The organism is Shinella sp. R2-11 (assembly GCF_055330205.1).
This window is the reverse complement of record NZ_JBVAPC010000002.1, coordinates 594,609-607,683: the sequence shown is the minus strand read 5'-3', so window position 1 is coordinate 607,683 and position 13,075 is coordinate 594,609. Positions and strand designations below refer to the sequence as shown.

General features: G+C 67.3%; 10 protein-coding genes and 1 riboswitch. Of the genes, 7 read left to right on the top strand and 3 right to left on the bottom strand.

The window, feature by feature from the left end:
• Positions 1 to 535: 535 nt before the first annotated feature.
• Together ACZ1A1_RS07600 and ACZ1A1_RS07595 are read right to left on the bottom strand one after the other, a co-directional pair.
• Complete coding sequence (locus ACZ1A1_RS07600; protein WP_313192876.1) at positions 536 to 679, bottom strand: hypothetical protein; 144 nt, start codon at positions 677 to 679, stop codon at positions 536 to 538.
• 37 nt (positions 680 to 716) lie between these two features.
• Positions 717 to 941 carry a hypothetical protein gene (locus ACZ1A1_RS07595; RefSeq protein ID WP_463619392.1) on the bottom strand — a complete coding sequence of 75 codons (225 nt, stop codon included), beginning with the start codon at positions 939 to 941 and terminating at the stop codon, positions 717 to 719.
• Here ACZ1A1_RS07595 and ACZ1A1_RS07590 point away from each other — a divergent pair.
• The 7 genes from ACZ1A1_RS07590 (at position 925) to cobO (ending at position 11,975) form a co-directional block, all read left to right on the top strand.
• A complete protein-coding gene (locus ACZ1A1_RS07590; protein WP_463619391.1) occupies positions 925 to 2,388 on the top strand; it encodes a cobyric acid synthase in 1,464 nt (487 codons plus the stop codon). The two genes, ACZ1A1_RS07595 and ACZ1A1_RS07590, sit on opposite strands and share 17 nt — an antisense overlap.
• Before the next feature lie 147 nt (positions 2,389 to 2,535).
• A complete protein-coding gene (locus ACZ1A1_RS07585) occupies positions 2,536 to 4,407 on the top strand; it encodes a peptidoglycan-binding domain-containing protein (protein WP_463619390.1) in 1,872 nt (623 codons plus the stop codon).
• A 62-nt stretch (positions 4,408 to 4,469) separates the two neighbouring features.
• A riboswitch (cobalamin riboswitch) is annotated at positions 4,470 to 4,831 on the top strand.
• 182 nt (positions 4,832 to 5,013) lie between these two features.
• Positions 5,014 to 5,538 (top strand): bifunctional adenosylcobinamide kinase/adenosylcobinamide-phosphate guanylyltransferase, encoded by a 525-nt coding sequence (gene cobU, locus ACZ1A1_RS07580; RefSeq protein ID WP_463619389.1) that lies wholly within the window; start codon positions 5,014 to 5,016, stop codon positions 5,536 to 5,538.
• Between the two features lie 3 nt (positions 5,539 to 5,541).
• Positions 5,542 to 6,591, top strand: coding sequence for a cobalamin biosynthesis protein CobW (gene cobW / locus ACZ1A1_RS07575; RefSeq protein WP_463619388.1), 1,050 nt, complete (start codon positions 5,542 to 5,544; stop codon positions 6,589 to 6,591).
• Between the two features lie 302 nt (positions 6,592 to 6,893).
• Positions 6,894 to 10,946 carry a cobaltochelatase subunit CobN gene (gene cobN, locus ACZ1A1_RS07570; protein WP_463619387.1) on the top strand — a complete coding sequence of 1,351 codons (4,053 nt, stop codon included), beginning with the start codon at positions 6,894 to 6,896 and terminating at the stop codon, positions 10,944 to 10,946.
• Entirely contained in the window at positions 10,946 to 11,332 is a 387-nt protein-coding gene (locus ACZ1A1_RS07565) for a GFA family protein (protein ID WP_463619541.1), read from the top strand. Before cobN ends, ACZ1A1_RS07565 begins: the two co-directional genes overlap by 1 nt.
• A gap of 1 nt (position 11,333) precedes the next feature.
• Positions 11,334 to 11,975 (top strand): cob(I)yrinic acid a,c-diamide adenosyltransferase, encoded by a 642-nt coding sequence (gene cobO, locus ACZ1A1_RS07560; RefSeq protein WP_119256107.1) that lies wholly within the window; start codon positions 11,334 to 11,336, stop codon positions 11,973 to 11,975.
• Positions 11,976 to 12,113: 138 nt separating this feature from the next.
• On the opposite strand, the gene ACZ1A1_RS07555 is transcribed toward cobO, so the two are convergent.
• Positions 12,114 to 12,899, bottom strand: coding sequence for a TSUP family transporter (locus tag ACZ1A1_RS07555; protein WP_463619386.1), 786 nt, complete (start codon positions 12,897 to 12,899; stop codon positions 12,114 to 12,116).
• Positions 12,900 to 13,075: the final 176 nt, after the last annotated feature.

Here is a 13,075-nt window from a genome sequence, read left to right as displayed (position 1 = left end):
GGTCCCGACTGCCCGAACGTTTCTGTCGGACAGGAAGGCGCGGCGCCGTATCGGTGAGCCGGTCTCCCTGTTGCGGTGACGCCGAGCTTTTTATGTTTGCCGCCGGAACCCTGCTGCCGGCGCCCGTCTTCGTGCGTCACCCGACAAGCCTACGGGTTCCTATTGAGAAATCAACCTCCTGCACCCTGCAAGCGGATCGACGGCGGCGCCAGCGGCCCGCCGGGCGGGAATTTTTCGAAATCGCCCGAAAAAGTTCGCGATTCACCATTGCTTAAGGTCCCGATAACGGTCCGGTAACGATGTGCCGCTATTGGTGTTGTCACGGCGGGGGACACCGCCGCCTGCTCCGGAAAGGTTTTGCGTACCGGGGTGCCTGGGCTCCGATGCGTTTTTGTCGAAGCCGCCATGCGTATTTTGGCAAGCCGTGCATCCTTCCGGGATGCACGGCTTTCGCCGTTCGAGGGCAATAAAAAACGCCGCCTTCCGGGGAAAGGCGACGCGGGATGCGGGCGGACCTGACGGTGGCTCGGAGGGATCAGCCGACGTTGCGGGTGCGGATGACGCCGAGCGGGCCGAGCGGCGCGTCCATGACGACGTTGCGCACGCGGGATTCGCTTCTGGGGGCTTGGCCATTCCAGGCGATCTGAACGAAATTCGGCTTGCTGAAGATATACAGCATGGTCTTGATCCTTGAAACCCGAAGCCACTTGCCTCGGCTATGCGATATATTGGATATAAGCTCGAACGCGGGAAAAGTCATGGTCGCCGACGGCGCAAAATGTCGCAGACAGGATATCAAGGCAGGCATGCTCGAAACGCATGGCGGGACCGTTCGAATAGAGCCGGGGCGGCATGGCCGGATTGCGGCAATATTGCGGTAAATCAGGCTTTTCCGGCGGCAAAATGGAGTGTTGGAAGGACGCCATGACCAAGACGATCATGCTGCAGGGAACCGGCTCCGATGTCGGAAAAACGGTATTGGTGGCGGGCCTCTGCCGCATCGCCGTCAACCGCGGGCTGAAGGTGCGTCCCTTCAAGCCGCAGAACATGTCCAACAATGCCGCCGTGTCGGCCGACGGCGGCGAGATCGGCCGCGCCCAATGGCTGCAATCGCTCGCCGCGCGCGTGCCGTCCTCCGTCCACATGAACCCGGTCCTCCTCAAGCCCCAGTCGGAGACCGGCAGCCAGATCGTCGTGCAGGGCAAGGTGTTCGGACAGGCGAAGGGGCGGGACTATCAGGCGCTGAAGCCGAGGCTGATGGGTGCGGTGCTGGAAAGCTTCGCGACGGTCTGCGAGGGCGCTGACCTCGTCGTCGTCGAGGGCGCCGGCTCGCCGGCGGAGATCAACCTGCGCGCCGGGGATATCGCCAATATGGGCTTTGCCACGCGCGCCGGCGTGCCGGTCGTGCTGGTCGGCGATATCGACCGCGGCGGCGTCATCGCCTCGCTGGTCGGAACCCATGCCATCCTGCCGGAGGAGGACCGGCGCATGGTCACCGGTTATCTCATCAACAAGTTCCGCGGGGATGTGACGCTCTTCGACAGCGGCATCGCCGAGATCGGGCGCTTCACGGGCTGGCCGTGCTTCGGCGTCGTGCCGTGGCTGAAGGAGGCCGGCCGGCTGCCGGCGGAGGATTCCGTCGTGCTGGAACGGCTTGCGCGGAGCGGGACGGGGGCCTTGAAGGTCACCGTGCCCGTCCTGCCGCGCATCGCCAATTTCGACGATCTCGATCCGCTGAAGGCCGAGCCGCAGGTCGATCTCGTCTTCGTCCGGCCGGGCGAGCCGCTGCCGGCCGATGCCGGCCTCGTCGTGCTACCGGGATCGAAATCCACCATTTCGGACCTTCGCGCCTTCCGCGCCGCCGGCTGGGACCGCGACCTCGCCCTCCACATGCGGCGCGGCGGCCGCGTCATCGGCATCTGCGGCGGCTATCAGATGCTTGGCGAGCGCGTCACCGATCCGCTCGGCATCGAGGGTGGCGAGCGGGAGGTGGCAGGGCTCGGCCTGCTTGCCGTCGAGACGGAGATGGCGCCGGAAAAGACCGTGCGCAACAGCGCCGCCCGTTCGCTGCAATATGACGTGCCGCTGGAAGGCTACGAGATCCATCTCGGCCGCACGACGGGGCCGGATGCGCTGCGCCCCGCCGTCAGCATCGACGGGCGGCCGGACGGCGCGCGCTCGACCGACGGCCGGGTAATGGGCACCTATCTGCACGGGCTGCTTTCCAGCGACGCCTACCGGGCGCGGCTGCTCGCCGATTTCGGCATCGCGGGCGGCGGGTTCGATTACCGCGCGAGTGTCGATGCGGCGCTCGACGGCGTCGCGGCAGAACTGGAGGCCGTCCTCGACCGCGGCTGGCTCGAAGGTCTTCTCGGCGCGGCTGATTAAACCGGCCATCTGAAACGTACAGCCATCGGGTTCCTTCTCTCCCTGCCTGCCGCACCAAAGTTGCGCCAGAATTGGGTGCAAGGAGTGACGAAAATCCGCCCGGCCTCCGGGCGCCGACGCCTGCGCGCGATCCGAAAGGGTGAATACATGGGTTCTGGACCTCTCGCACGTTCCGTTCTGGCCAGCCTTGTGGGGCTGTCGCTGGCCGGTCTTCCGGCCGCCGGCTTCGCCCAGGGCGCCCAGGAAACCACGAGTGCCGGAAAGCGCTGGGAGGAGGAGTTCTCCTTCTGGCAGAAGGCCTCGTCCGGTAACGACCTTGCGCAGTACGAGCGCTACCTGAAGCAATACCCGACGGGCACCTTCGCCTCCATGGCGCGGCTGCGCATCGCCGAATTGCAGGCCGCCGCGAAGACGAAGGACGCGCAGGCCGCGACCGACGACGCTGCCGCCAAGGCAAAGGCGGAGGACACGGCCGCCGCCGAAAAGGCCAAGGCAGAGGAAGAAGCGCGCAAGGCAGAAGACGCCCGCAAGGCGGATGAGGCCAAGAAGGCCGCCGAAGCCGGGAAGGCGAAAGCGGAGGAGGCGGCCCGCAAGGCGGCGGAAGCGAAGAAGGCCGCCGACGAGGCCGCGCGCCTGAAGGCGGAAGCCGAGGCGAAGAAGGCCGAGGAAGAGGCCGCCGCACGCAAGCTCGCCGAAGAGAAGGCTGCCGCTGCCGAAAAGGCGAAAGCCGAAGCCGCTGCCGCGGAGAAAGCCCGCGCCGAGGAGGCGGCCCGCCTGAAGGCCGAGACCGAGGAGAAAGAGGCCACCGCCCGCAAGCTCGCCGAAGAGAAGGCCGCCGCTGCCGAAAAGGCGAAGGCTGAAGCCGCCGCTGCGGAAAAAGCCCGCGCCGAAGAGACTGCCCGCTTGAAGGCTCAAGCCGAGGAGAAGGAAGCCGCGGCCCGCAAGCTCGCCGAGGAGAAGGCGGCCGAGGCCGAGCGCCTGAAGGCGCAAGCGCAGGCCGCCGCCGACAAGGCGAAGGCGGAGGAAGCCGCGCGCCTCAAGGCCGAGGTGGACCGCAGGAAGGCCGAGGAGGCCGCCGCGGCCGAAAAGGCCCGCGCCGAGCAGGAAGCTGCCGCCCGCCGGGATGCTGAGGCGAAGCGCGTCGAAGCCGAAAAGGCCGCTGCCGCCGAGAAGGCGCGCATCGAGCAGGAGGCTGCCGCCGCCCGCAAGCTTGCCGATGAGAAGGCGGCCGAAGTGGAGCGCCTGAAGGCCGAGGCCGCGAAAGCGGCGGCGGATGCTGAGGCCAAGGCCGCGGAAGCCGCCCGCCTTGCCAAGGAGGCCGAAAAGCGCGCCGAAGAAGCCGCTGCCGCCCGCAAGCAGGCCGAAGGCGGCGCTGCCTCGGCGAATGCCGGCAAGGCTGAAGCCGCCGGCGGTCAGGACGGCGGCGTCGCAGCCCGCAAGGCGGAGGACGCCAGGCGCGAGGAGGAGACGTTCCAGAAGGCGGTGCTCGACGGTTCCGAAAAGGCGTTCCGCGCCTATATCGCGGCCTATCCGAACGGCCGCTTCCTCGCGGATGCCCGCGAGCGACTTGCCGCGCTCTCGAAGGCCAAGCGGCTGGAAACCGGCACGGCGACCGCGGACACCGAGCGCAAGGCCGTGGAGCAGCCCGTGGTCGATCCGCGCGAGGCCTATATGGACCGCTCGCTGCGCGCCCAGGCCCAGCGCTGGCTGAGCGCGCTCGGCTACAACACCTATGGCGCCGACGGCGTCTTCGGTCCGCGCACCCGCGCGGCGATCTCCGCCTGGCAGGGCGCGTCGGGCTATCGCGCCAGCGGCTATCTCACGCGCCAGCAGTACCGCGTGCTGCGCGAGGCCGCGCAATATGCCGAGGCGCGCCAGACCCGCCAGCGGCGCTACCAGCGGCAGCGCGAATACGACATGCTGGAAGGCCCCGTCGACGGCTATTATGACGGGCCGTACTACCGCGACGACGGCTATTACAATCGCCGTGGCGGCGTGGTGATCATCCCCGGCTATTGAGGCCGGGGCACAAGGGCTTCTTATGCCCGCCGCTCGATTGACTTGGCGGCGGGGCACGCTTAATCATCCGACCATCGGATGGTTCCCGACGGCCGCAAACCGGCCCGGGAGAGAAGGGAACGTGACACGGTGGACCCAGATCGGGCGCCGCAATCACGGCCGACCCCGCGACTGTAGAGTGGCGAGGAACGATCGGCCGATGGAACCGACGGCGTGCGGGGCGGCATGGTGCCACCCCGACAAGGCGCCGGAGAACCATCGGAAAAGCCACTGGGCTCTTTTGCGATAAGCCGGGGTTGGACGCCTCTATCTCTACGAATCGTCCGCCTTTCGCAAAGCCTGCCCGGGAAGGTGAGAGCGTTCCGCCGGTGCCTTGGCACCTGACGCCGCGAGCCAGGAAACCTGCCATCCGACAGAGGGCATGTCGCCCGATCCGGGGAGCTTTTCCCCTGTGCCTGAACGGAGGTTGTCATGGCGCTATCCACATCACCCCTTTGGCTCCGGGCCGGTCCGGCCGGGGCCGCGTGCGCGCCTCCTGCCATCGCGCCTGCCTGAGGCCGCCGCGATGGCGGTCACTTTCGACATGAATTTCCGGAACGCTGGACGATGACGGTTCCTCACGGCGGAGCCGTGCTCGTGCTGGGCGGAGCGCGTTCGGGAAAATCCGCATTCGCCGAAAGGCTGGTCGCCGGGACCGGCCTCGAACGCCATTACATCGCCACCGGCCGCGCCTTCGACGACGAGATGCGCCAGCGCATCGCAAAACACCGGGAAGACCGGGGCGGCGGGTGGCGGACGCATGAGGAGCCGCTGGCCCTTGCCGCACGCATCGGCGAGGTAGCGCGGGAAGACCGCGCGGTGCTCGTCGATTGCCTGACGCTCTGGGTGACGAACCTGATGCTGGAGGAGCGCGACATTCCCGCCGAATTTTCCGGCCTTCTCGCCGCGATCGCTGGCGCCCCCGGCCGGCTGGTCCTCGTGTCGAACGAGGTCGGCCTTGGAATCGTGCCTGACAATCGCATGGCGCGCGAATTCCGCGACCATGCCGGGCGGCTGCACCAACAGGTGGCCGCCCTCGTGCCTGAAGTCTATTTTATCGCGGCCGGACTGCCGCTGAAAATGAAGGGTTGAGCCATGCTGCAACAGAAAATTCCCGCCACCGTCATCACCGGCTTCCTCGGCGCGGGCAAGACGACGATGATCCGCAACCTCCTGCAGAATGCCGGCGGAAAGCGCATCGCGCTCATCATCAACGAGTTCGGCGACCTCGGCGTCGACGGCGACGTGCTGAAGGGCTGCGGCGCTGAGGCCTGCACCGAGGACGACATCATCGAGCTCACCAACGGCTGCATCTGCTGCACCGTCGCCGACGATTTCATCCCCACCATGGCGAAGCTGCTGGAGCGCGAGAACCGCCCGGACCACATCGTCATCGAGACCTCCGGCCTTGCCTTGCCGCAACCGCTCGTCGCCGCCTTCAACTGGCCGGAAATCAAGACGCAGGTGACTGTGGACGGCGTGATCACCGTGGTCGACAGCGCCGCCGTCGCCGCCGGCCGCTTCGCCGACGACCACGACAAGGTGGATGCGCTGCGCGTCGAAGACGAGAATCTCGACCATGAAAGCCCGCTGGAAGAACTCTTCGAGGACCAGCTCACCGCCGCCGACCTCATCGTCCTCAACAAGACCGATCTCATCGACGCCGCGGGTCTCCAATCCGTGCGCGACGAAGTCGCCTCGCGCATTGCCCGCAAGCCCTCGATGATCGAGGCGCGGAACGGCGAGGTCGCCGCCGCCGTGCTGCTCGGCCTCGGCGTCGGCACGGAGGACGACATCGCCAACCGCAAGTCGCACCACGAGCTGGAGCACGAGAACGGCGAGGAGCACGACCATGACGAATTCGACAGCTTCGTCGTCGAGCTCGGCGCCGTCGCCGATCCCGCCGCCTTCATCGAGCGCCTCAAGGGCGTGATCGCCGAGCATGACGTGCTGCGTCTCAAGGGTTTTGCCGACGTGCCCGGCAAGCCGCTGCGCCTGCTCGTCCAGGCCGTCGGCAGCCGCATCGACAGCTATTTCGAGCGCGCCTGGGCGCCCGGCGAAGCGCGTGGCACCCGCCTTGTCGTCATCGGCCTGCACGACATGGATGAAGCCGCCGTCCGCGCCGCCATCGCGGCGGCGGTGTGATTTCGGCATGAGCGTGCTGCGGTTCCTCTCTTCGGCGTGGCGGCCGTCTCCCTCGCAGGGGCAGGGCGCTTGCCTATGGCATTCGGCGTGGCCACTTTTCCCTTCTCCCCAGCGGGGAGAAGGTGGCCCGAAGGGTCGGATGAGGGGGCACGACACGGAATGACTTCTCTTTCTTGCCTTCGGCATCCCCCTCATCCGCCTGCCGGCCCCTTCTCCCCGGTGGGGAGAAGGGGATGGGGCGCCGTTTTACATTCGATAGTTCCGTCTGCGGGGGAGACTGCCTCCGGGCCGAAGGGCATGCCATGCACCTCCTGCTAGCCCAGAAAGGCACCATCGCCGACGGCAAGGAGGCCATCGACCTTGGCCAGACACGGGGCGATATCCTCTTCCTCTCCGCCGCCGACACGGAACTCGCCGCCATCGCCGCCGCCCATCGCGCGCGGGGCGGCGAGACGCGCCTGCGCCTCGCCAGTCTCGCCACGCTGTCGCATCCGATGTCGGTCGACACCTATGTCGAGCGCACGGCGCGGCATGCCAAACTCATCGTCATCCGCGCCCTCGGCGGGGCCAGCTATTTCCGCTACGTGCTGGAAGCCCTTCTGGCGACCGCCGTGGCCAATGGCGTCGGGCTCGTCGCGCTGCCGGGCGACGACCGGCCGGACGAGGGCCTGACCCCCTTCAATCGCATCGACGACGAGGACCGCCAGCGGCTCTGGGCCTATCTCAACGAGGGCGGTGCGGAGAACGCGGATCGCTTCCTCGCCTATGCGGATGCACTGGTCTTCGGCGGCGAAAAGCCGGAACCGGCGATGCCGCTGGACAAGGCCGGCATCTGGTGGCCGGGGAAGGGTGTCGTCGATATCGGCACGTGGCGGCAGGTTGCCGGCGTTTCACCCCCCTCTGGCCTGCCGGCCATCTCCCCCACAAGGGGGGAGATCGATGGAAGAGGGGTTTCTCGGAATTCAGGCGCTTCTACGGAAGCAAATGCGTGCCGCCTGCCAATCTCCCCCCCTGTGGGGGAGATGGCCGGCAGGCCAGAGGGGGGTATCCCAACCGCCGCCATCTGCTTCTACCGCGCCTATGTCCAAAGCGGCGAGACGCGCCCCGTCGAAATGTTGATCGAGGCGCTGGCCACCGAGGGCATCCGTGCCCTGCCGCTATTTGTTTCCAGTCTCAAGGAAGCCGCCTCCATCGAGACGGTCCGCGCGGCCTTCGCCGATGTCCACCCGGACATCGTCCTCAACGCCACCAGCTTCGCCGTCTCCGCCCCCGGCGCCGGCCGCAAGCCGACGGTGCTCGACGAGACTGGTTCGCCGGTCTTGCAGGTCATCTTCTCCGGTTCCTCGCGGGAAGCCTGGGAGGCGTCGGGGCAGGGGCTGACGGCGCGCGATCTCGGCATGAATGTTTCCCTGCCGGAGGTCGACGGCCGCGTCCTCTCCCGCGCCGTTTCCTTCAAGGCGGCGGCGCGCTACGACGAGCGGGTCGAGACCAATATCGTCAGTCTCAATCCGGTGGAGGACCGCATCCGTTTCGTGGCGAAACTCGCCGCCGGCTGGGCGCGGCTGCGGCGGGCAGGGCCGGCGGAGCGCCGCATCGCCCTCGTCATGGCGAATTATCCGAACCGCGACGGCCGGCTCGGCAACGGCGTCGGCCTCGACACGCCGGCCGGCACGATGGAAGTGCTGCGCGCCATGGCGGCGGAGGGCTATGCGGTCGCCGATCTGCCGGAGGCCGGCGATGCGCTGATCGCTCATCTCATGGCCGGCCCGACCAATGCGGCGCGCGACGGGCGGGAAATCCGCGAGACGTTTTCGCTGAATCAATACAAGGCCTTCTTCGCCTCGCTTCCGAAGGCGATTCAAGAGGAGATGACGGGCCGCTGGGGCGAGCCGGAGGACGATCCCTTCGTCATCGGTGACGTCTTCGCCCTGCCGCTCGCCCGTTTCGGCGAGACGCTGGTCGGCATCCAGCCGGCGCGGGGCTACAATATCGATCCGAAGGAGAGCTACCATTCTCCGGACCTCGTGCCGCCGCATGGCTATCTTGCCTTCTACGCCTTCCTGCGTCTCCATTACGGCGCGCATGCCATCGTGCACATGGGCAAGCACGGCAATCTCGAATGGCTGCCGGGCAAGGCGCTGGCGCTGTCTGAGGCCTGCTATCCCGAAGCCGTGCTCGGCCCGGTGCCGCATCTCTATCCCTTCATCGTCAACGATCCGGGCGAGGGCACGCAGGCCAAGCGCCGCTCCGCCGCCGTCATCGTCGACCACCTGACGCCGCCGCTGACCCGTGCCGAGACCTACGGCCCGCTCAAGGACCTCGAAGCGCTGGTCGACGAATATTACGACGCCTCTGGCGGAGATCCCCGGCGCATCAGGCTACTCTCGAAGCAGATCCTCGATCTCGTGCGCGATATCGGTCTCGACAGCGATGCCGGAATCGCCAGGTCCGATGGCGAGGCGGCGGCGTTGCAGAAGCTCGACGCCTATCTCTGCGATCTCAAGGAAATGCAGATCCGCGACGGGCTGCATGTCTTCGGCGTCTCGCCGGAGGGGCGGCTGCTCACCGACCTGACGGTGGCGCTTGCCCGGGTGCCGCGTGGATTGGGCGAAGGGGGCGAGGCGAGTCTTCAGCGGGCGATCGCGGCGGATGCGCTTGTGGTGGCACCCCCCTCTGGCCTGCCGGCCATCTCCCCCTCAAGGGAGGAGATCGATGGGGGGACGGTTTCCCGGAATACGAACGTCGCTGCCAAGGGAGGAGCTCACCACCTGCCAATCTCCCCCCCTGTGGGGGAGATGGCCGGCAGGTCAGAGGAGGGTGGCCTCAACTTCGACCCTCTCGACTGCATCGCCTCCGATCCCTGGACCGGGCCGTGCCCCGACATCCTCGCCTCCCAGTCCGTCGCCCCCTGGCGCAGCAATGGCGACACGGTGGAGCGCATCGAGCTTCTGGCGGCAAGGCTGGTGGACGGCACGCTGCCTTGCCCGGACGGCTGGCAGGCTACCCGCGCCGTCCTCGACACCATCGACACGACCATCCGCCCCGCCATCGCCGCCTGCGGCCCGGCGGAGATTTCGGCGCTGATGCGGGGCCTCGACGGGCGCTTCGTCGAACCCGGCCCCTCCGGTGCGCCGACGCGCGGGCGGCCGGACGTGCTGCCGACAGGGCGTAACTTCTATTCCGTCGACAGCCGCGCCGTGCCGACGCCCGCCGCCTGGGAGCTTGGCCGCAGATCCGCCGAGCTGATCGTCACGCGCTATGCGCAGGACCACGGCGAATGGCCGACCTCCTTCGGCATCACCGCCTGGGGCACCTCCAACATGCGCACCGGCGGCGACGATATCGCCCAGGCCATGGCGTTGATCGGCGTCAGGCCGACCTGGGACATGGCGTCCCGCCGCGTCACCGGCTTCGAGATCATCCCGCCCGCTAGCCTCCGCCATCCGCGCGTCGACGTGACTTTGCGCATCTCCGGCTTCTTCCGCGATGCCTTCCCGGAGCAGATCGCGCTCTTCGACCGCGCCGTGCGCGCTGTCGGCGCGCTGGAAGAGGACGATGCGGACAATCCCATCGCCGCGCGCATGCGCGCCGAGGCGGCGGCGCTGGCGGCGAAGGGCGCTTCCGATGACGAGGCGGCGAGGCAGGCCGGCTTCCGCATCTTCGGCGCGCAATCGGGCGGCTACGGCGCGGGCCTCCAGACCATGATGGACGAGGGACTGTGGAGCGAGCGCGGCGACCTTGCCGAGGCGTGGCTGGCCTGGGGCGCACACGCCTATGACGGGACGAGCGACGGCGTGCCGATGCGCGCGCGGCTGGAGGCGCGCATGAAGAGCCTTCAGGCCGTCATCCAGAACCAGGACAGCCGCGAGCACGACCTGCTCGACAGTGACGAATACTACCAGTTCGAGGGCGGCATGGCCGCAGCCGCCGAGCATCTTTCCGGCAAGCAGCCCGTCGTCTATCACAACGACCTGTCGCGGCCGGAAAAGCCCGTCGTGCGCACGCTGGAGGACGAGATCGGCCGTGTCGTGCGCGCCCGTGTCGTCAATCCGAAATGGATCGACGGCGTCATGCGCCATGGCTACAAGGGGGCATTCGAGATCGCCGCGACGGTCGATTTCATGTTCGCCTTCGCGGCGACGACCGGCGCGGTGAAGGATCATCATTTCGAGGCCGCCTACCAGGCCTATGTGCAGGATCCGCGCGTGCGCGATTTCCTTGCGGAAAAGAACCCGGCGGCGCTCGCCGAGATGGCGGCGCGCTTTGCCGAGGCGATCGACCGTGGCCTCTGGACGCCGCGCTCCAACTCGGCGCGCTATGAGCTCGACATGCTGGGAAAGAGGAGGGCGTCGTGATGAACCTTGCCGGCCGCTGCCTTTGCCGTTCGCTGACGTTTTCCGTTTCCGGCGATATCGTCAGCACGGGCCATTGCCATTGCGAGAGTTGCCGGCGCGCCACGTCCTCGCCGGTCACGACCTTCTTTTGCGTGGCGGCGGGCGATGTCGCATTCAAGGGCGGGACGCTGCGGCACTATGCATCCTCGCCCGGCGTGCGGCGCGGATTTTGCGGCAATTGCGGCTCGCCGATGAGCTACGAGAGCGAGAAACGGCCCGGCATCGTCGATCTCTACGTCGCCTCGCTGGACGATGCGGCGGGCGTCGAAATCACCCAGCACGGGTTTTGGAACGAGCGGGTTTCCTGGCTGCATTGCGAGGACGACCTGCCGAAACGGGAAGGCTGACATGACAGACAACCACGACGAAACCGCCGGCATGAGCGAAGCCGAGCTTGCCCGCCATTCGGAGAAGATGGCGAAGAAGAAGCAGGCGCGCGAGAAGATCATGGCGACCAAGACGGACGAGAAGGGCCTCGTCATCGTCCATACCGGCAAGGGCAAGGGCAAGTCGACCGCCGGATTCGGCATGATCTTCCGCCATATCGCCCACGGGAAGCCCTGCGCCGTCGTGCAGTTCATCAAGGGCGCTATGGTGACAGGCGAGCGCGACCTGATCGAGGCGCATTTTGCCGATCTCTGCCAGTTCTTCACGCTCGGCGAGGGCTTCACCTGGGAAACGCAGGACCGCGCCCGCGACGTGGCGATGGCGCAGAAGGCGTGGGAAAAGGCCAAGGAGCTCATTCGCGACGAGCGCAATTCCATGGTGCTGCTCGACGAGATCAATATCGCGCTGCGCTACGACTATATCGACATCAGGGAGGTCGTCGACTTCCTGAAGACCGAGAAGCCCTACATGACCCATGTCGTGCTGACGGGCCGCAACGCCAAGGAAGAGCTGATCGAGATCGCCGATCTTGCGACCGAGATGGAGCTTCTGAAGCATCCGTTCCGCTCGGGCATCAAGGCGCAGCAGGGCGTGGAGTACTGAGGGAAGGTTTCGCCCCTCATCCCCCTGCCGGGACCTTCTCCTTGGCTGCGGGGAGAAGGGAGCAGAACGGTGCGCCCAGTGTTCCTCGCCCCGCTTGCGGGGAGAGGATGCCGGCAGGCAGGTGAGGGGTCGTGCGGCCTACCAGCCGAGCCACACCCGCAGCGGATGGCTCGGATCGGCCATCAGGCGGATGGCGAGCGCGATGGAGGTGATGACGAGAAGCGGCTTGATGATCTTCGCGCCGCTCTTCATCGCCACGCGCGAGCCGGCCTGCGCGCCGAGGAACTGGCCGGCGCCCATGACGAGGCCGACCTTCCACAGCACGACGCCGTAGAGCAGGAACACGGCGAAGGCGCCGACATTGGAGCCGAAGTTCAGCAGCTTCGTATGCGCCGTCGCCTTGAGGACGCCGAAGCCGGCGAGCGTGACGAAGGCCAGCATGAAGAACGATCCGGTGCCCGGGCCGAAGACGCCGTCGTAGAAGCCGATCACCGGCACGATGGTGACGGTGAAGAGGAAGACGCTCATGCGCCGGTGCTTGTCCACGTCGCCGATATTCGGCTTCAGCCCGAAATAGACCGCGATGGCCACCAGCAGGAAGGGCAGGATCGCCTTCAGCACGTCGCCCGGAACCACCGTCGCCAGGAGGGCCCCGAAAACCGCGCCGAGCGCCGAGAGCGCGGCCATCGGCAATTGCTCGGCGAGCCGCACATGGCCGGCGCGCGCATAGGCGAGCGTCGCCGATCCCGAGCCGAAGAGCGATTGCAGCTTGTTGGTGCCGAGCGTTTCCAGCGGCGGAATGCCGGCGAGCAGCATGGCCGGAATGGTGATCATGCCGCCGCCGCCGGCGATCGAATCGATGAAGCCGGCGAGGAAGGCGGCGAAGAACAGGAAGACGAGAAGATGGGGGGCGATATCGGCCACGGCGGGACTCGGGAAAATGAGGGGACTGCCGTCCTTCTGTCAGACTGCATGACAAAAGCAAAGCCTGCCCATGATCGGCCGATCCGGTTTGACCGGCCTTTCGCCCTTCGATACTAAGGAGACGCGACGGTGCCCCAGGCGGGCCGAGCGGTGTCCGGTGCGGCTGACCCAGAGGG